The organism is Streptomyces sp. NPDC052396, from assembly GCF_044593195.1.
Classification (GTDB): Bacteria; Actinomycetota; Actinomycetes; order Streptomycetales; family Streptomycetaceae; genus Streptomyces.
The window spans coordinates 49597-66615 of record NZ_JBIUAW010000001.1 but is presented as its reverse complement, the minus strand read 5'-3'; the positions used below and the strand labels follow the sequence as shown (position 1 = coordinate 66615).

18 protein-coding genes and 1 tRNA gene are annotated in these 17019 nt (G+C 71.4%); 7 read left to right on the top strand and 12 right to left on the bottom strand.

The window, feature by feature from the left end; translation table 11 throughout:
- Positions 1 to 18: 18 nt before the first annotated feature.
- The 3 genes from ACIHFE_RS00380 to ACIHFE_RS00370 all read left to right on the top strand — a co-directional run bounded on the left by ACIHFE_RS00380 (position 19) and on the right by ACIHFE_RS00370 (position 2088).
- Entirely contained in the window at positions 19 to 393 is a 375-nt protein-coding gene (locus ACIHFE_RS00380) for a hypothetical protein (RefSeq protein ID WP_400103002.1), read from the top strand.
- A gap of 79 nt (positions 394 to 472) precedes the next feature.
- Entirely contained in the window at positions 473 to 1231 is a 759-nt protein-coding gene (locus tag ACIHFE_RS00375; RefSeq protein ID WP_400103000.1) for a DsbA family protein, read from the top strand.
- Positions 1228 to 2088 (top strand): cytochrome c biogenesis CcdA family protein, encoded by an 861-nt coding sequence (locus ACIHFE_RS00370; protein WP_400102998.1) that lies wholly within the window; start codon positions 1228 to 1230, stop codon positions 2086 to 2088. Before ACIHFE_RS00375 ends, ACIHFE_RS00370 begins: the two co-directional genes overlap by 4 nt.
- Here the strand turns inward: ACIHFE_RS00370 and ACIHFE_RS00365 are convergent.
- The 3 genes from ACIHFE_RS00365 to ACIHFE_RS00355 all read right to left on the bottom strand — a co-directional run bounded on the left by ACIHFE_RS00365 (position 2061) and on the right by ACIHFE_RS00355 (position 3937).
- A complete protein-coding gene (locus ACIHFE_RS00365; RefSeq protein WP_400102996.1) occupies positions 2061 to 2657 on the bottom strand; it encodes a lytic polysaccharide monooxygenase in 597 nt (198 codons plus the stop codon). The two genes, ACIHFE_RS00370 and ACIHFE_RS00365, sit on opposite strands and share 28 nt — an antisense overlap.
- A gap of 69 nt (positions 2658 to 2726) precedes the next feature.
- The gene (locus ACIHFE_RS00360) at positions 2727 to 3140 is read right to left on the bottom strand and encodes a hypothetical protein (protein WP_400102994.1); all 414 of its coding nucleotides are present in this window, start codon (positions 3138 to 3140) and stop codon (positions 2727 to 2729) included.
- A gap of 5 nt (positions 3141 to 3145) precedes the next feature.
- Positions 3146 to 3937: a C40 family peptidase gene (locus tag ACIHFE_RS00355; RefSeq protein ID WP_400102992.1), complete on the bottom strand. Its 792-nt coding sequence runs from the start codon at positions 3935 to 3937 to the stop codon at positions 3146 to 3148.
- 204 nt (positions 3938 to 4141) lie between these two features.
- On the opposite strand from ACIHFE_RS00355, the gene ACIHFE_RS00350 reads away from it, so the two are divergent.
- From ACIHFE_RS00350 to ACIHFE_RS00335, 4 genes are all read left to right on the top strand, one after another.
- Positions 4142 to 4215: transfer RNA gene (locus ACIHFE_RS00350), tRNA-Lys, on the top strand.
- A 102-nt stretch (positions 4216 to 4317) separates the two neighbouring features.
- Complete coding sequence (locus ACIHFE_RS00345) at positions 4318 to 5007, top strand: FadR/GntR family transcriptional regulator (protein ID WP_400102990.1); 690 nt, start codon at positions 4318 to 4320, stop codon at positions 5005 to 5007.
- Between the two features lie 203 nt (positions 5008 to 5210).
- On the top strand, positions 5211 to 7049 hold the full coding sequence (locus ACIHFE_RS00340) for a glycosyltransferase family 2 protein (protein ID WP_400102988.1): 1839 nt from the start codon (positions 5211 to 5213) through the stop codon (positions 7047 to 7049).
- Positions 7046 to 8998: a galactose oxidase-like domain-containing protein gene (locus ACIHFE_RS00335; protein ID WP_400102986.1), complete on the top strand. Its 1953-nt coding sequence runs from the start codon at positions 7046 to 7048 to the stop codon at positions 8996 to 8998. The genes ACIHFE_RS00340 and ACIHFE_RS00335 overlap by 4 nt, the downstream gene beginning before the upstream one ends.
- A gap of 8 nt (positions 8999 to 9006) precedes the next feature.
- Here the strand turns inward: ACIHFE_RS00335 and ACIHFE_RS00330 are convergent, their stop codons facing one another.
- The 9 genes from ACIHFE_RS00330 to ACIHFE_RS00290 all read right to left on the bottom strand — a co-directional run bounded on the left by ACIHFE_RS00330 (position 9007) and on the right by ACIHFE_RS00290 (position 17018).
- Complete coding sequence (locus ACIHFE_RS00330; protein ID WP_400102984.1) at positions 9007 to 10065, bottom strand: glycoside hydrolase family 6 protein; 1059 nt, start codon at positions 10063 to 10065, stop codon at positions 9007 to 9009.
- 170 nt (positions 10066 to 10235) lie between these two features.
- Positions 10236 to 10904, bottom strand: a complete 669-nt coding sequence (locus ACIHFE_RS00325; protein ID WP_400102982.1) for a class F sortase — start codon at positions 10902 to 10904, stop codon at positions 10236 to 10238.
- An 18-nt stretch (positions 10905 to 10922) separates the two neighbouring features.
- Positions 10923 to 11555: a hypothetical protein gene (locus tag ACIHFE_RS00320; RefSeq protein WP_400102980.1), complete on the bottom strand. Its 633-nt coding sequence runs from the start codon at positions 11553 to 11555 to the stop codon at positions 10923 to 10925.
- Positions 11556 to 11648: 93 nt separating this feature from the next.
- Positions 11649 to 12428, bottom strand: a complete 780-nt coding sequence (locus ACIHFE_RS00315) for an HAD-IIA family hydrolase (protein WP_400102978.1) — start codon at positions 12426 to 12428, stop codon at positions 11649 to 11651.
- A 79-nt stretch (positions 12429 to 12507) separates the two neighbouring features.
- A complete protein-coding gene (locus ACIHFE_RS00310; RefSeq protein WP_400102976.1) occupies positions 12508 to 13563 on the bottom strand; it encodes a 2-aminoethylphosphonate ABC transporter substrate-binding protein in 1056 nt (351 codons plus the stop codon).
- 34 nt (positions 13564 to 13597) lie between these two features.
- A complete protein-coding gene (locus ACIHFE_RS00305; RefSeq protein WP_400102974.1) occupies positions 13598 to 14395 on the bottom strand; it encodes an ABC transporter permease in 798 nt (265 codons plus the stop codon).
- A gap of 7 nt (positions 14396 to 14402) precedes the next feature.
- Entirely contained in the window at positions 14403 to 15260 is an 858-nt protein-coding gene (locus tag ACIHFE_RS00300) for a 2-aminoethylphosphonate ABC transporter permease subunit (protein WP_400102972.1), read from the bottom strand.
- Entirely contained in the window at positions 15253 to 16308 is a 1056-nt protein-coding gene (locus ACIHFE_RS00295) for an ABC transporter ATP-binding protein (protein WP_400102970.1), read from the bottom strand. The genes ACIHFE_RS00300 and ACIHFE_RS00295 overlap by 8 nt, the downstream gene beginning before the upstream one ends.
- Positions 16305 to 17018, bottom strand: coding sequence for a phosphonatase-like hydrolase (locus ACIHFE_RS00290; RefSeq protein WP_400102968.1), 714 nt, complete (start codon positions 17016 to 17018; stop codon positions 16305 to 16307). The genes ACIHFE_RS00295 and ACIHFE_RS00290 overlap by 4 nt, the downstream gene beginning before the upstream one ends.
- Position 17019: the final 1 nt, after the last annotated feature.

The window sequence follows — 17019 nt, the reverse complement described above, 5'->3', positions numbered from 1 at the left end:
GACAGGAGAGGAAAGCCAGTGCCCCAGCGCCGTCGCCCGACGACCGCGGCCGCACTCGCCCTCCTGCTCCTGACGCTGCTCTTCGCCCCACTGGCCACCGGCCCGACGGCCGCCGCGCACCCCGCGCGGACCCCTGTCGCGCTCGCCCAGCCACACCAGGACCTCCGCCCGCACGCCGACGCCACCGGCTCCGGTGGCAGCTGCCGGCCCCTGGACCTGCCGGTCAAGGGTGCCGAAGTGGTCCTCGCGCACGGCCAGCCGGACCCGTTGGCCACCGCGGGTGCCGCCCGCACCCCGCTCGCCCAGGCACACCCCGCCCCGGCCGGGCCGTCCCGCGCCCCGCCGCCTCCGGTCGCCGGGCGCGCCGCGCTCCTCCCCGTCCTGCGGATCTAGACCCGCCCCGCACGGCCCCATGCCGGGCCGTGCTTCGCCATGTCCAGATTTCGCATGACGCACGGAGATATACAGATCTATGTCCAAGAAGGTGCCTGAGAAGGCCGCCCTCACCCCTGCCCGCCGTCTGGCCGCCATCGGCGCCGTCCTCGCCCTGGTGGTCGCCGTGGTCGCGGCCGGCATCGCCCTCGCCGGCGGCTCCGAGGGCTCCGGCAAGCACCGGCCCACCGCCTCCGGCAGTCCCTCCGCCGACCCCCAGCAGAAGCTCTACGACCAGCTGGCGAGCACCACCAGCCGCCGCGCGAAGGACGACCCGCTGGCCCTCGGCCGCGCCGACGCCCCGGTGGTGCTGATGGAGTACGCCGACTACCAGTGCTCCTTCTGCGGCCGCTTCACCCGGGAGAGCCAGCCCCGGCTGGTGAAGAAGTATGTGGACTCCGGGGTGCTGCGCATCGAGTTCCGTAACTTCCCGATCTTCGGCGAGCCTTCGGTCCGGGCCGCCCGCGCCTCCTGGGCGGCCGGACAGCAGGGCCGGTTCTGGCAGTTCCACGACGAGCTCTACGCCAAGACCCGTAAGGGCGACGCGCTCGCCGAGGACAAGCTGGTCGGCATGGCCGAGGACGCCGGGGTGAAGGACCTGGACAGGTTCCGCGAGGACCTCAAGGGATCCGCCTCCGCATCGGCCGTCAAGAAGGACCAGGAGGAGGGCTATGGACTGGGTGTGCAGAGCACCCCGTCCTTCCTGGTGGGCGGCCGGCCGGTGGCCGGGGCCCAGCCGATGGCGGAGTTCGAGCGGGCCATCGAGCAGGCCAAGGCCGCGGCCGAGGCGAAGAAGTGAGCGACATCGGCTACCTCGCCGCCTTTCTGGGCGGCGTCCTCGCCCTGGTCAGTCCGTGCAGCGCGCTGCTGCTGCCGGCCTTCTTCGCCTACTCGCTGGCCAGTCCCGGCCGGCTGCTGCTGCGCACAAGTGTTTTCTACCTGGGGCTGGCCACCACGCTGGTGCCGCTGGGCGCCGCCTCCACGGCCGCCAGCCGGCTCTTCAACGGCCATCGCGAGCTGCTGATCACCCTCGGCGGCTGGACGGTGATCGCCATGGGCGCGGCCCAGATCCTGGGCCTGGGCTTCGCCTCCCGCCGCGCCCAGCGGGCGGCCGGCCGGCTCACCCCGCGCACCGCCGCCACCACCTTCCTGCTGGGCTGTGTCTACGGCCTGGCCGGGTTCTGCGCGGGCCCCATCCTGGGCGCGGTGCTCACCGTGACCGCGGTGCACGGCAACCCGGTGTACGGGGCGTCCATGCTGGCCGTCTACGCGCTGGGCATGGCGCTGCCACTGTTCGTCCTGGCCCTGTGCTGGGACCGCTTCCGGCTGGGCACCCGCGGCTGGCTGCGCGGGCGCGAACTACGGGTGGGACGGCTGCGGCTGCACACCACCTCCCTGGTGTCCGGGCTGTTCTTCATCGGCATCGGGGTGCTCTTCCTGCGCTATGACGGCACCACCGGCCTGCCCGGGGTGCTCGACGCCGACCAGGAGTTCCGGCTGGAGGAGCTGGCCTCCCGGGTGGGCGACGCGGTGCCCGACTACGCACTGCTGGCCGTCATCGCCCTGCTGGTCGCGGGCGCGCTGGCCCGCTATGCCTTCCGCGGCCGGACGCCGGCCGCGGAAGAGGATCAGAACTGCACATCCGAACAGGCGTAGAAGGCGTTGCCGGTATCCGCGATGGTCCACACCGCGAGGATCAGCTGCCGGCCGGACTTCCCGGCCGGAATGGTCCCCTGGTGTTCGACGATGGCGGACTCCGGCACCCGGCCGTCGTAGGGCACCGTCAGGAACGGCTCCGGCTCCAGTTCGGAGCGGGTCAGCGGCCGACTGGGGTCATAGGTGTCATTGGTGAGGTAGTAGCGGAAGTCGCTGGTGGCGTGGCGGGCCGTCAGCCGCCAGCGGAAGGTGTAGTCCTGGCCCGCCGTGAGAGCGGTGGTGGGCCAGGCGCCACCGCGCGGGTCGTCGAGTTCGGCGAAGCGGCTGTTGCCGCCCGCACAGAGGGTGCCGTCGGCGGGGCCGGCGTCCGGGAAGCCCTTGGGCCCCTCGACGCTCTGCGGCTCCCACTGGATCTCACCGCAGTCCTGCACCGTGCCCTGGGCACAGAACTCCTGGCGGCTGGTGGGGGCGTCGGCGTAGCCGTGGCTGCTGGCGGTGCCCGCGGTGGACAGCACCGACACCCAGGCGAGTGAACAGCCGACGATCACCGCACTGATCTTTTTGCGCATGCTGCGCTCCTCGAGAACGTGGGGGGTTCTTGAGTCCGATGGGGGGTGCGGTCTAGACCAACTCGGAGACTAGACCCCTCCAATGGTCATGTCCAGGCCAAAGTGCGCGACAATTCGGTCGGTGTTCGCCCGGGACGCCTCGACCTGGTCACCATGGGGCCCGTCATTGCCCCGCACCCAGGCCGGCGCCCCCGCCGCATCCCGGCCACCAGCCAACTGCCGTTCCACCAGCCGCCGTTGACGAAGCTCATCGACCGTCTCCAGGTACCAGAGCCGGGCCGGACAGGCCCGGGCCGGCGTGGACTTCCCGGCCCCGGGCGGCCCGGCGATGCCCAGTGCGGTGCGTTCCCCGGCGCGGCCCGCCAGCCGCCAGGCTTCGGCCGCCAGGCTTCGGCCGCCAGTTCGGTGATCCCCATGCCGGCACCCCGGATGGACCCCGCGCCCGGCCGTCAGCCGCGGCCCTCGGTCACAGCCCTCGGTCACAGCCCTCAGTCACAGCCGTCATCGTCGTCCTCGTCACAGGAGTCGTCCGGCGGGTCCACCCGGCCATAGAGGTTGGGGCTGTAGTGGGCGAAGGTGGACACCCGCACCTTGGTGCCCGGCTTGGCCGCCTCCAGGTACTGCCCGTTCCCCAGGTAGATGGCCACATGGTGGACGCCGGAGGCCCGGCCGTCGCTGGACCAGAAAACCAGGTCGCCCCGGCGCAGCGCGCCGCGCTTGATGCGCCGGGTGGCCCGGTACTGGTCGGCGGCGACCCTCGGCAGGCTCACCCCGACCCGGCGGTACGCCTGCTGCACCAGCCCGGAGCAGTCCCAGCGGTGCGGCCCGGTGCCGCCCAGCGCATAGGGGTCCCCCCGGTGCGCCAGGGCGTAGGCGACGGCGGGCTCCAGGGGGCCGGCCGGTGTGACGCCCTCCGGGCGGCCGCCGGCGGACTCGGCCGCCGCCGGCCGGGCCGGCTCCTCCGGAAGCACGGCCACCGCCCCGCCGTCCGCCGGAGCGCTCTCGCCGGCCGGCGCCGCGCCGGGCGCCTCCGGCCCGCCGTCCGCCGGTACCACCCCCGGCTCCTCCGGCCGCGCCGCCCGGCTGGGCGCGGCATCCGGCGGCCCGGCGGCGGCCGTCCCCGGCCCGGCCAGCACCGCGGCCCCGACGGCCGCCACAATCACTCCGCGTACGGCGCACCGGCGCACCGCGCCCTCGCCCGTCGCACCCGCGGCCCGCGCCTGGGCGCAGGGGGTGCAGCCGCAGTCGCCGGGTATCTCCTCGCAGCCGGAAGCACGCATCGCTCTGCCGCCTTTCGCGCACAGTCCGTAGTGCAGCCTCTCAGCGGTGCGCCCGCCGCGCACCCCGAGGAGCCCGGGTCGGCGGCCCCGCGCCGGCGCGTTCGCCCAGGCGGGACGGGCTTCCAAGGCCGGGACCAGGGGTGTAGCCCACCGGGGTGGTCAAGGGCACCCCCAGGCGTGAGGTAGAGTTTTCTCTGTCAGCAGGCGCCGCTAGCTCAGTTGGTTAGAGCAGCTGACTCTTAATCAGCGGGTCCGGGGTTCGAGTCCCTGGCGGCGCACAGACGGTTTAAGGGCCTCTCACCAGTGGTGAGGGGCCCTTAAGCGTTCCCCAAGGCTTAGGTGTGCTGGCCAAGCGGATCCTGGCAGGGCACAGTCTCCCAATGGCGAGTGACCTGCTGGAGCGGATCAAGCAGCTGATCATCGACCGCCGGCTGCCGCCGGGGGCGGTCATGCCCTCCGAGCGGGAGCTGACCGAGCTGCTGGGCGCGGGCCGCACCTGCGTCCGGGAAGCGCTCAAAGCACTGCAGGCCATGGGCATCGTGGAGATCCGGCATGGCTTCGGCACCTATGTGGGGCCGATGTCCATGGGGCCGATCACCGAGGGCCTGGCCTTCCGCACCGTCGCCGGCCACTACCGGGGCGAGGACAGCCTGCTCCAGCTGCTGGAGCTGCGCGAGGCGCTGGAGACGGGCCTGGCCGGGCGGCTGGCCGGACGCCTGCCCGAGGCGGACCTGGCCGAGCTGGACGCCCTGGTGACCCGGATGGAGGAGGAGGCGCTGGACGGACCGGTGCGGGTGGAGACCGACCGGGCCTTTCATGCCGCGCTCTGCCGGGGGCTGGACAACCCCTTGCTGAGCGAGGTCCTGGAGGCGTTCTGGAACGCCTACCGCCGGGTACGCGCGGATCTGCCCGAGCAGCGCTCCGCCGATCCGCGCGCCGCCTGCGCCCGGCACCGCGAGATCGTCGCGGCGGTACGGGCGGGTGACGCGGTACGAGCGGAAGCGGCCATTCGCGATCATTTTTGCAACATTCGCACTCACCTTCGCCTGACGTACCGCTTTGCCCGGTAAACAGGTTGTTTCACCCTTGCGATCATGATGGCCCGTCAGAGATCCTGAACCGGCCGACTCTGCCCAACATCACGATCATCCAGGGGAGTTGGACGGTGCCGGAGGGAGCCGGCACCCGGGGGCCACGCCGGTCGAGGGGGCCGGCCAGGGCCCGGTGAACGCGCACACCACGCAGCCGAAGCTGCGTGCGGGGGGAATGACTCATGACATCCACGCCTGCCGATGCCCGGCGGCACACCCTTGACCCGTCCGGGACCACCCGGGTGCGGGTCCCCGCTCCGGCCACTCCGGACGGCCGGCGGTACGGCCCGGTTTCCCGGCCCGTCCACCCGCCCCACCACAGAACCCGCCCACGCTACGACTACGAGCACTACAGCCGGCTGGCCGGGCCGCTGACCGACCCCGGCCCCGGCCCCTACCGGGTCCGCTACCGCAGCCTGCTGGCCGAGGAACCGCACCGGGTGCAGGCCGCCCTGCTGCTGGGCCTGGCCCCGGTGGTCTCCCTGGCGCTGCTGATCTGGCTGATGCAGCCCGCGCACTGGACCCACCGGCAGAACGGCACCCTCCTGATGCGGACCCTGGACACCGTGATGCTGGTGTCCATCGGCCTCATCGAGCTGTTCCGCACCATGAACGTGGCCTCCAACGCCCATGCCACCCTGGTGGCCCGCGACCCGATACCCGTGGTCCCGCAGAACGGCACCAAGGTCGCCTTCCTCACCTCCTTTGTCCCCGGCAAGGAGCCGGTCGAGATGGTGACCCGCACCCTGCAGGCCGCCGTGCGGGTGCGCCACCGGGGCCCGGTACACGTCTGGCTGCTGGACGAGGGCGACGACCCGGAGGTCAAGGACATCTGCCGGCGGCTGGGCGTACGCCACTTCACCCGCAAGGGAGTGGACAAGTGGAACCAGCCCAAGGGCCCGCACCGGGCGAAGACCAAACACGGCAACTACAACGCCTGGCTGGACGCCCACGGAGACGAGTACGACTACTTTGCCTCGGTGGACACCGACCATGTTCCGCTGCCCAACTTCCTGGAACGGATGCTGGGTTACTTCCGTGACCCGGATGTCGCCTTTGTCGTTGGACCACAGGTGTACGGGAACTACCAGGCGGCCGTCACCAAAGCCGCGGAGAGCCAGCAGTTCCTCTTCCACGCCCTGATCCAGCGGGCCGGCAACCGCTATGGCGCGCCCATGTTCGTCGGCACCAACAACGTGGTCCGCGTCAGCGCCCTCAAGGGCATCGGCGGCCTCTATGACTCCATCACCGAGGACATGGCCACCGGCTTCGAACTGCACCGCCACCGCAACCCGGCCACCGGCCGCCGCTGGCGCTCGGTATACACCCCGGATGTGCTCGCGGTGGGCGAGGGGCCGAATGCCTGGACGGACTTCTTCACCCAGCAGCTGCGCTGGTCCCGGGGCACCTACGAGACCATCCTCAAGCAGTTCTGGAGAGCTCCGGCCGGTCTTTCCCCGGGCAAGTTCCTCAACTACTCGCTGATGGTGATCTACTACCCGATGACCGCGGTCAACTGGATGCTGGGCGCCCTGAGTTGTGCGCTGTTCCTGGGACTCGGCGCCTCCGGCATCCGAATCGACTCCTCGGTCTGGATGATGCTCTACAGTGACGCCGCCGCCCTGCAGATCGGCCTCTACATCTGGAACCGCCGGCACAATGTCTCCCCGCATGAGCCCGAGGGATCCGGCGGCCTGGCCGGGATGGTGATGTCCGCGCTCTCCGCGCCCATCTACGCCCGCTCGCTGATGGACGCCGTGCTGCGCCGCAAGAGCCGCTTTGTGGTCACCCCCAAGGGAGACTCGGCCAGCCCGGACACCCTCTTCGGCACCTTCCGCGTCCACCTGTTCTTCCTCGCGGTCTTCGGCGGTTCGCTGGTGGCCTCGTTCTTCCTGGGCCACACCCACGCGGCCATGCGCACCTGGGCGGCACTGGCCGTGCTGATCACCCTGGCGCCGATCGGCGCCTGGTGGTGGTCCCTGCACCACAGCAAGCAGCAGCCCGAGGGGGCCACCCGATGAAGTTCCGGCCGTACCGGATCAGCCGTCGCACCCGCCGCACCGCGGTGGGTTCGGTGGTCGTCCTCGCACTGGCGGGCATGAACGCGCCGGCGATCTGGGGCTACGCCTCCGGCCAGTACCACCAGTACAAGATCAACCGGCCCGCGTACAAGGCGAAGAACGGCCACTGGGAAGCGGTGGACGTCCCCGACGAGTACCGCATCAACACCATCCACGCCGCCCTGCTGCACACCGGCAAGGTGCTGCTGGTGGCCGGCTCCGGCAACAACGCCGCCCACTTCAAGGCCCAGTCCTTCCGCACGGTCCTGTGGGACCCGGTGAAGGACACCTACAAGAACATCCCCACTCCCAAGGACCTGTTCTGCGCCGGGCACACCCAACTCCCGGACGGCAAGCTGCTGGTGGCCGGCGGCACCCAGCGCTACGAGAAGCTGGAGGGCGATGTCACCAAGGCGGGCGGCCTGATGATCGTCCACAATGAGAACCCCGACAAGCCGATGACCTTCCCCGCCGGCACCCGCTTCACCGGCGGCCGCACCGGCAAGACCTTTGAGTCCAAGGACCCGGTGCTGGTCCCGCGGGCCAAGAAGGAACAGGACGGCGGCAAGATCAAGGTCACCGTCAGCACCGCCCGGGTCTATGTGGAGGCGCTGCACAAGGGCCCCAAATACGAGACGGGCCTCACCGACAACTACCGCATCGAGGGCCTCAGCGGCGACGATGCCCGCAACTCCTATGGCATCGCCAACAAGTTGTCCTTCGACAAGAAGGACTTCCAGGGCATCAGGGACTCCTTTGAGTTCGACCCGGTGGCCGAGCGCTATATCCCGGTCGACCCGATGAACGAGGCCCGCTGGTACCCCACCCTGACCACGCTGGCGGACGGCAGGGTGCTCTCGGTCTCCGGACTGGACGAGATCGGCCAGGTGGTCCCGGGCAAGAACGAGATCTTCGACCCCAGGACCCGCAAGTGGAGCTACCTGCCCCAGCAGCGCTTCTTCCCCACCTACCCCGCGCTCTTCCTCACCGACAAGGGCCGGATCTTCTACACCGGTTCCAACGCCGGCTACGGCCCGGCCGACCAGGGCCGGGACCCGGGGCTGTGGGACCTGGGCAGCAACAGCTTCACCCCGGTTCCCGGCATCAGCGACCCGGACATCCTGGAGACCTCCATGTCCGTGCTGCTGCCGCCCGCCCAGGACCAGCGCTATATGGTCCTGGGCGGCGGCGGGGTGGGCGAGGACAAGAAGGTCACCGCCCGGACCCGGATCGTCGATCTGCACGACTCCAGCCCGCGCTTCCACGACGGGCCCAGCCTCTATGCCAAGGTCCGCTACCCCAGCAGCGTCATCCTCCCCGACGACACCCTGCTCACCACCAATGGCTCGGGCGACTACCGGGGCCGCAGCGCCTCCAATGTGCTCAGGGCCGAGATCTACGACCCCAAGGCCAACACCTCCCGCCCGGTGGCCGATCCACTGGTGGGCCGCAACTACCACTCCGGCGCCCTGCTGCTGCCGGACGGACGGGTGATGACCTTCGGTTCCGACTCGCTTTTCGGCGACAAGGACAACACCGTCCCCGGCACCTTCCAGCAGGAGATCGACCTCTACACCCCGCCCTACCGCTACCGGGCCACCAAGCCGGAGTTCGGGGACACCGGGGACCGGACGGTAAAGCTGGGCGGCAGCACCCACTACCGGATCAGTTCCGTTCATCCGGTGACCAAGGCCCGGCTGATCCGGCCGGGTTCCTTTACCCATGTCACCAACATCGAACAGCGGTCGATCGCCCTGGACTTCGGCAGGACCCCGGACGGCATCACCGTCACCCTGCCCAAGGACCCCTCACTGGTGCCCCCCGGCTGGTACATGCTGATGGTGGACGATGACCAGGGCACGCCCTCCGAGGCGGTGTGGATCAGGGTGCCGCAGGACGGACAGCAGTAACTTACCGGTCAGCCACGGGCGTTGCGGGCCAGCTCCAGGGCGTAGCTCTCCCACCACTGGCCCGCCTCCGGGCCGCCCTTGCAGGGCCCGTCCGACTCCCCCGGCCGCTTCACCCACAGATAGGCGTCCACCAGCGGGTCGCCGGTGGCATTGGTCGGGGGTACGCCCAGGGCCCGGCCGGAGGGGTTGCACCAGGCCTTCTCATGGTCGTCGCCGTCGGAGAGCGGGCCATTGCCGTTGCGGCTGGTGTCGATGACAAAGTGCTTGCCGCCGAGTTGCTCGGAGAGGGTGCGCCCGTACTCCTTGCTGGCCTCGGTGGTCTGGAAGTTGGAGACATTGAGCGCAAAGCCGTCGGCCTTGTCGATCCCGGCCCGCTCCAGCGGCTCGGCCATCCGGTCGGCCGGGGTGACCCAGCTGGGGTTGCCGGCGTCCAGGTAGACCTTGGTGTGCGGCTGCTCCTTGAGCCTGGTGACGGCGTCCTTGAGCAGGGCGTAGCGCTCCTCGTGGAACCGCTGGGGGGTGCAGCCGTCCTCCATGTGCGGCAGGGCGTCGGGCTCCAGGATGACCGTGGCCCGGCGGTCGCCGATGCCCTGGGCCGCCTTGTTCACCCAGGCCCGGTAGGAGTCGCCGTCGGAGGCGCCGCCCTGGGAGTACTGGCCGCAGTCACGGTGCGGGATGTTGTAGAGCACCAGCAGGGCGTCCCGGTCGGCCTTGGCGGCGGCCTGGGTGAAGCCCCGGGTCTGGCCGTCGGGGTTGTCGGCGCCGATCCACTCGGCCATCGGCTGTTCGGCGATCTTGCCGATCAGCTGGGCGTCCTGGTTCTTGCCGGCCTGCCGCAGCCGGTTCTCCTCCTTGGCCGCGGTGCCATCGGGGTTCACCCAGAACGGGGACTGCCCCTTGGGCCGCTGGGCCGGCGGCGGTACGGCCGTGCTGCCGGCGGGCGCGGGCCGGGAGGAGTTGCTGTCGAAGGAGCAGCCGGCGAGCAGCAGCAGCGCTCCCGCCGCCGTTCCCACCCGCGCCAGGACCGCATGGGCCGGGCGGGTGTGGCCGGTGTGACTGCCGTACATCCACTCCCCCTTGGGTGTACCGCCGGGAGGCTTCTGGGGCGCTCCTCGGGACAACGACCGGGTCGTCCCATGCTGGCACAGCGGTGGGGAACACCGTGTGCGATCACACCATGACATCGGGCGGAATCGCTCTCCCGGAGCACTCTGCTCACTTTGTTCACCTGAGGGTCTCATCGGTGTCCGGTGCCGGTCAGATAGGCGGAGACCACCACATTGGCGCGGTAGGTGCGGTGCGCGCGGTCGTACTCGCCGCCGCAGGTGATCAGCCGCAGTTCGGCCCGGGCCGGGTCGCGGGGGCCGTAGACCCGTACCGGGTCGAAGCCCTCCTTGGCCACCACCGCGACCTCCTCCACGGTGAAGTCGGCGGTGGAGCCGTCGTCCCGGCCGACGCTGACGGTGTCGCCCCGCTTGAGGGAGCCGAGGTCGTAGAAGACCGCGGGGGCGCTTTCGGTGTCCACATGGCCGACCAGCAGGGCGGTGCCCCGGCTGCCGGGCCGGGTACCGTCGCGGTACCAGGCCACCGCGCCCGGCCGTTGGTACGGCGGCGGTTCCACCGCGCCCTGCGGGGTCAGGCCATGGCCCTCCACGGGGGCGCGCAGGCCCAGGCCGCGGATGGCCAGCGATTCGGGCCGGGCGCCGGGCAGTGGCGGGAGCGGCGGTGGCAGGGCCCGGGCGGGCGGACGGCCCGCGGCGGCCATATCGCCGGTGGCGGGCGCCATGGTGCCGGGCCCCTCGGTGGCCTCCCGCCCCCACAGCCACAGGGCGAGCAGCAGTATGGCCCAGGCCGCTCCGGTCAGCAGCCGGCCAGGTCCCCCGGTGCGCGGTTCCGACTCCGACATGGCGGGGGACCGGTTCCCTCAGCGCTCGGGGTCGTTGTTGCCGGCGGCGTTGCTGCGGCGGCGGTGCCAGATCAGCCCGCCGGCGATCAGCACTCCGGTGCCGCCGACGATCAGTCCGGGCATGCCGGGGGCCTCGCCGGCGGCCATGCGCGCGGTGCCGCCTCCGCCGGCCGGTTCCGGGGCCACCGGCATCGGGCCCTCGTACCGCTCATGCTCGTCATCGCGGCCGTCGTGCTCCAGGCCGGGCGGGGCCTGGTAGGAGTCCGTTTCGTCGTGCCCCTGGTGCCGGTCCCGTCCGTCCTGGTCGACCACCACCAGCCGGCCCTGGGCCACCCCGTCGTGCCCGTCGCAGTCGATCCGCACCGGGTAGCTGCCGGCGCGCACGGTGGAGCGGACGGTGGCGTCGGCGACATGCCCGGTGGTGTCCCGGGCCAGCCGGGCGCTGGCGACAAATGCCTCGGAGACCGCGGTGGCCCGCTCGTCCCGGCAGCCGGCCGCCCGGATCCGCACCTCGGAGCCGGGTCTGCTGGCGATGGGGTAGAAGTCGACGGTTCCCAGCCGGATGTACGGCTCGTCCAGTGCGTGGGCGGGTACGGCACCGACGGCCAGGAGCGTCAGGGCGCCGCACAGGGCGGAGCGGACTGAGAGCATGGTGAACCTCCTGCTTCAGAGGTTCACCCGGCGGGGCGGGGCCGCGCATCCGCTCCGCGACGGCATTACTCCATTCAGTGACCCGGACCCCGGTCAGACCAGTTCGACCAGGTCCGCGATGGAGTCGACGACCCGGGACGGCCGGAACGGGTAGCGGTCGATCTGGTCGCGCCCGGTCAGCCCGGTGAGCACCAGGAAGGTCTCCATCCCGGCCTCCAGGCCGGCCAGCACATCGGTGTCCATCCGGTCACCGATCATGGCGCTGGTCTCCGAGTGGGCGCCGATGGCGTTCAGACCGGCCCGCATCATCAGCGGGTTGGGCTTGCCCACGAAGTAGGGCTCCCGGCCGGTGGCCTTGGTGATCAGGGCGGCCACCGAGCCGGTGGCGGGCAGCGCGCCCTCGGCGGAGGGCCCGGTCTCGTCCGGGTTGGTGGCGATGAACCGGGCCCCGGCATTGATCAGCCGGATCGCCTTGGTGAGCGCCTCGAAGGAGTAGGTGCGGGTCTCGCCCAGCACCACATAGTCCGGGTCGGCGTCGGTGAGCACATAGCCGATGTCGTGCAGGGCGGTGGTCAGCCCGGCCTCGCCGATGACATAGGCGGTGCCGCCGGGCCGCTGGTCGTCCAGGAACTGGGCGGTGGCCAGCGCCGAGGTCCAGATGTTGGCCACCGGCACATCCAGCCCGATGCGGCGCAGCCGGGCCTGGAGGTCGCGCGGAGTGTAGATGGAGTTGTTGGTCAGCACCAGAAAGGGCTTGCCGGAGTCGCGGAGCCGCTTGATGAAGGTGTCGGCACCCGGGACCGGGATGCCCTCGTGCATCAGCACACCGTCCATGTCGGTGAGCCAGGATTCGATCGGCTTGCGCTCTGCCACTGCGTGACTCCAGGTGTGCCCGTGGGGAGGGGAACCGGGGCGGCGCCGCTTGTGCACCGTCCCGGCACCTCCAGGGTAATCAGCTCCCGGTGGCCGCCTTCCAGGCGTTGACATAGGAGGTGAGGTTCTTGTCGATGCCGGCCCAGTCCGGGCGGAAGACCTCCACCCCCTGCATGATCTTCGCCAGGGAGGCGGCGTTGCGGTCCTCGGCCTTGATGTCGGTACGGGCCGCGAAGCCGCCGGCCACCGAGGAGACCTGGCGCTGGACCTTCTCGGAGAGCAGATAGTCCAGGAACTTCTTGCCGTTGGCGGTGTGCGGGGCGTGGTTCACCAGGCCGGCGGCGTAGGGCAGGGCGAGCGTGGTGGGCTTTCCGTCCTGGCCGGCGGGGAAGAAGATGCCCTGGTTGGGCATGGTCTTGGTGTTGGCGTAGTTCATCTGGACATCGCCGTTGGCGACCAGGAGTTCGCCCTTGTCGGTCTTGGGGGCCAGCTGGCCGGTGGAGGAGGACGGGCCGACGTTGTTCTTCTGGAGCTTCTTCAGATAGTCCAGGGCGGGTGCCTGGCCGCCGAAGTCATGCATGGCCTTGACCAGTACGGCCGTTCCGTCGCCGGCCACACCGGGGGTGGAGTACTGGAGCTTGCCCCGGTACTTCTCGTCCAGCAGGTCCTGCCAGGTCTTGGGCGGGGCCTCATGCTGGGACTGGTGGTAGATAAAACAGAGGTAGTTGTTGACCACCGAGGTCCATTTGCCGCCCGGGTCCTTGTCGTCCGCCGCGACCTTGTCGGCGCCGTCCGGGGTGTAGGCGGCCAGCAGCCCCTTGCCGTCGGCCTGCTGGATGAACGGCGGCAGGGTGACCACCACATCGGCCTGGGTGTTGGCGCGTTCCCGGGCCAGGCGCTGCACCATCTCGCCCGAGCCGCCCTCCACATATCTGACCTTGATCCCGGTGTCCTTCCGGAAGTCGGCGAAGACCTGGTCGTAAAAGCCCTTGCCGTCCTCGGACTTGAGGCCGTCGGCGCTGTAGACGGTGATCTCCTTGGCGTCGGCGTTCGCCGAGCCGCCGCAGGCGGCCAGGGTGCCGCTCAGCAGGAGGGTGCCGAGGGCGGCGGCGAGCGGCTTGCGGTAGCGGTCCATGACGTGTCGGAACTCCTTGGTGCGCGGGGCTGGTTCAGCGGTAGGTGGCTCGGGTGCGGATCCGGGAGACGGCGAACAGGACCAGCAGGGTGCCGGCCATCAGCACCACGGCCAGTGCCGCCCCGGTGAACAGCGCCCCCCGGTCGGTGGCGCCGAAGATCCTGACCGGCAGTGGCAGCCAGTCGGGCGGGTAGAGCATCATGGTGGCGCTCAACTCGCCCATGGACAGGGCGAAGCAGAGCCCGCCGGCGGCCGACAGCGAGGGCAGCAGCAGCGGGAGCTTCACCCGCCACAGCACATGGGCCGGGCGGGCGCCCAGGCCGGCTGCGCTCTGCTCGTACACCGGGTCCAGCCGGGCCAGCGCGGCGCTCACCGACTGGTGGGCAAAGGCGGTGACCAGCACCGCATGTGCGGTGATCACGATCTGCGGGGTGCCGTTGAGCAGCAGCGGCGGCTTGGAGAAGGCCACCAGCAGGGAGAGGCCGACGACCACCGAGGGCACCGCGACCGGCAGCAGGAACAGGGCGTCCAGCAGCCGCCGGGCGCGCCGGCGCAGGGCCTGTGCGGCCAGCGCGGACCAGGTGCCGGCGGTCAGCGCCAGCAGGCTGGCGGCCAGCGCGGTCAGCAGGCTGGTGGTCAGGGCGTCCAGGGCGTCGCCGTGGAACGCGTCCCGGTAGTGGGCCAGGGTGGCCCCGGAGGGCAGCGCCCCGCTCCAGTTGGTGGCCAGCGAGGCGGCCAGGATGACCAGGAAGGGCAGGGCGAAGACGGGCAGGAAGAGCGCGAAGAACACGGTCCACACCGCCCACCGGGCGTAACGGCCGGAGATCAGCACAGCCGGGTCACCTCCTGGACCGGGTACGGGAGACAAGCAGCCGGTAGAGGCCGTAAAGGGTCACCGAGAGGGCGACATTGACCACCGCCACCACACAGGCGCCGGGGTAGTCGCCGTCCAGCACGGCCTTGCCGTAGACCAGCATCGGCAGGGTGGTCACGCCCTTGGCGCCGGTGAAGAGCACCATGCCGAACTCGTTGAGGCACATCACCAGCACCAGCGAACCGCCGGCCGCCAGCGCGGGCAGCGCCTCGGGGAGGATCACCCGGCCGACGATCCGCGGCGCCCGGGCGCCCAGCGAGGCGGCCGCCTCCAGTTGCGCGGTCTCCAGCTGGGCGAAGGAGGCCAGCAGCGGCCGCATCACCATGGGCGTGAAGTAGGTGATCTCGGCCAGCAGTACGCCCCAGGGCGTGTGCAGGAAGTCGAACGGCCCGTCGGCCGCGCCGGTGACATCCGTCCACAGCCCGTTGGCCATGCCGGCCGTGCCATAGACGAACAGCAGGGCCAGGGTGATCAGGAAGGACGGGAAGGACAGGAAGACATCGATGAACCGGCTGAGCGCCCGCCCGCCGGGGAACGGCACAAAGGCGATCACCAGGGCGAGGGCGAAGCCGAGCAGCAGGGCGCCGGCGGTGGCGCCCAGCGCGATCAGCACGGTGTTGCCCAGCGCGTCCCGGAAGGAGGTCTGGGCGAATACCTGGCGGTAGGCATCCAGTGAAGTCCCGCCGGAGTCGGGGGAGATGGACTGCCGGACGACCAGCGCCAGCGGATAGAGGAAGACCAGGGCGAGGGCGGCCACGGGCGGTGCGGCCCAGAGCAGCGTGCGCGGCCGCGGGCCGGTCTCCGGTATGAGCCGGTCAGTCATCGGCGGGCTCCCCGGCGGGCAGCAGCACCGCGTCCTCGGCGGCGAAGTGCAGCGTCACCTCGTCGCCGAGCGCGGGCGCGTCCCGCAGTTCGCGCAGGTCCGCCATCACCCGCTGCCCGGCGACCTCGGCATACAGCCGGTGGGTGGCGCCCCGCCACTGCACCTCGGTGACCTTGCCGCGCAGGGCGTTGGGCCCCGCTCCCAGGCCGACCAGGTGCGGGCGGACGCACAGCGTGGCCGGGGAGCCGGGGGCGGCGGCCGGGGCGTCCGCGACCGCCAGTCGCCGCCCGGCGAACCGGACCCCGCCCTCGGTGACCGTCACCGGCAGCAGATTGGCGTTGCCCACAAAGGAGGCCGTGAACGCGCCGCGCGGCCGCCGGTAGAGCTCCCGGGGCGTACCGCACTCCCGCAGCCGGGCGCGGTCCATCACCGCGATCCGGTCGGCCAGGGTCAGCGCCTCCATCTGGTCATGGGTGACATACAGCATGGTGAGGCCGGGCAGCTCACGGTGCAGCCGGGCCAGTTCGGCCAGCATTCCGGAGCGCAGCCGGGCGTCCAGCGCGGACAGCGGCTCGTCCAGCAGCAGCACATCCGGCCGGATGGCCAGGGCCCGGGCGATGGCCACCCGCTGCTGCTGGCCGCCGGACAGCTCACCTGGATAGCGCCGGGCGTATCCGTCCATCCCGGTCATCTCCAGCGCCTGGGCGACCCGTTGGGCGGTCTCGGCGCGGGGCGTCCGGCGTGCCTTCAGGCCGAAGGCGACATTGGCGTCCACCCGCATATGCGGGAAGAGGGCGTACTGCTGGACCACCATGCCCACGCCACGGCGGTGCGGGGCGAGGCCGGTGACATCGCGGCCGCCGAGGAACACCCGCCCGGCGTCGGGCCGGACAAAGCCGGCCACCGCCCGCAGCGCGGTGGTCTTGCCGGAGCCGGACGGGCCCAGCAGGGCCATCACCTCGCCGGGTGCCACCGTGAGGTCCAGCTTGTCCAGCACCACATTGCCGTCGTAGGCGACGGTCACCCCCTCGAAGCGGATGCCCGTCATGAGCCGCCCTCCGCCCCGCGCTCGAACTCGGCGAGTGCGTCCGGGAGTCCGGCCACCGAGGGGAGCACCCGGGTGGCGCCGGCCGCCCGCAGCGCGTCCGCGTCATGGGCCCCGGTGGTCACACCGGCCACAAACCCGGCGCCGGCCCGGCGGCCGGAGAGCATGTCGTAGGAGGTGTCCCCGGCGACCGCGATCCGGTCCACCGAGTCCGCCGCCCCGGTGCGCAGCAGTGCCATGAGCACCATGTCGGGGTACGGGCGGCCACGGCCGCCGGCGTCGGCCGGGCAGAGGGTGAGGTCGGCCAGGCCGTCGTCCCAGCCGAGCGCGGCCAGGATGGCGTCCTGGGTGACCCGGGCGAAACCGGTGGTGAGCACCACCGTGCGCCCCTCGGCGCGCAGGCGCTCGATGGCGGCGCGGGCGCCGGGGACCGGTGCGCAGTGGCCGTCCGCCACCAGCCGCCCGTAGGCCGCCTCGAACTCGGCGTTGGCCGTCCGGGCCCGCTCCTCGTCACCGAAGAGATGACGGAAGACGGAGATCTTCGATTCGCCCATGGTGGCCCGCACATGGGCGAGCTGGGCGACGTGTTCCGGGCTGCCGGGCAGCACGCCCAGCCGCCGGGCGGCCGCCTCGAAGGCCCGCTCGACCAGTCCGTCGTCCGCGACGGTGGTGCCGGCCATGTCCAGCACCACCAGTGTGATCCGCTTGTTCAAC

Bases quoted from the DNA above. Each gene is read 5' to 3' on its own strand.
- ACIHFE_RS00375 (WP_400103000.1), top strand. From the start codon at position 473: ATGTCCAAGAAGGTGCCTGAGAAGGCCGCCCTCACCCCTGCCCGCCGT.
- ACIHFE_RS00365 (WP_400102996.1), bottom strand. From the start codon at position 2,657: ATGCGCAAAAAGATCAGTGCGGTGATCGTCGGCTGTTCACTCGCCTGG.
- ACIHFE_RS00355 (WP_400102992.1), bottom strand. From the start codon at position 3,937: ATGCGTGCTTCCGGCTGCGAGGAGATACCCGGCGACTGCGGCTGCACC.
- ACIHFE_RS00345 (WP_400102990.1), top strand. From the start codon at position 4,318: ATGGCGAGTGACCTGCTGGAGCGGATCAAGCAGCTGATCATCGACCGC.
- ACIHFE_RS00340 (WP_400102988.1), top strand. From the start codon at position 5,211: ATGACATCCACGCCTGCCGATGCCCGGCGGCACACCCTTGACCCGTCC.
- ACIHFE_RS00335 (WP_400102986.1), top strand. From the start codon at position 7,046: ATGAAGTTCCGGCCGTACCGGATCAGCCGTCGCACCCGCCGCACCGCG.
- ACIHFE_RS00330 (WP_400102984.1), bottom strand. From the start codon at position 10,065: ATGTACGGCAGTCACACCGGCCACACCCGCCCGGCCCATGCGGTCCTG.
- ACIHFE_RS00325 (WP_400102982.1), bottom strand. From the start codon at position 10,904: ATGTCGGAGTCGGAACCGCGCACCGGGGGACCTGGCCGGCTGCTGACC.
- ACIHFE_RS00320 (WP_400102980.1), bottom strand. From the start codon at position 11,555: ATGCTCTCAGTCCGCTCCGCCCTGTGCGGCGCCCTGACGCTCCTGGCC.
- ACIHFE_RS00310 (WP_400102976.1), bottom strand. From the start codon at position 13,563: ATGGACCGCTACCGCAAGCCGCTCGCCGCCGCCCTCGGCACCCTCCTG.
- ACIHFE_RS00300 (WP_400102972.1), bottom strand. From the start codon at position 15,260: ATGACTGACCGGCTCATACCGGAGACCGGCCCGCGGCCGCGCACGCTG.
- ACIHFE_RS00295 (WP_400102970.1), bottom strand. From the start codon at position 16,308: ATGACGGGCATCCGCTTCGAGGGGGTGACCGTCGCCTACGACGGCAAT.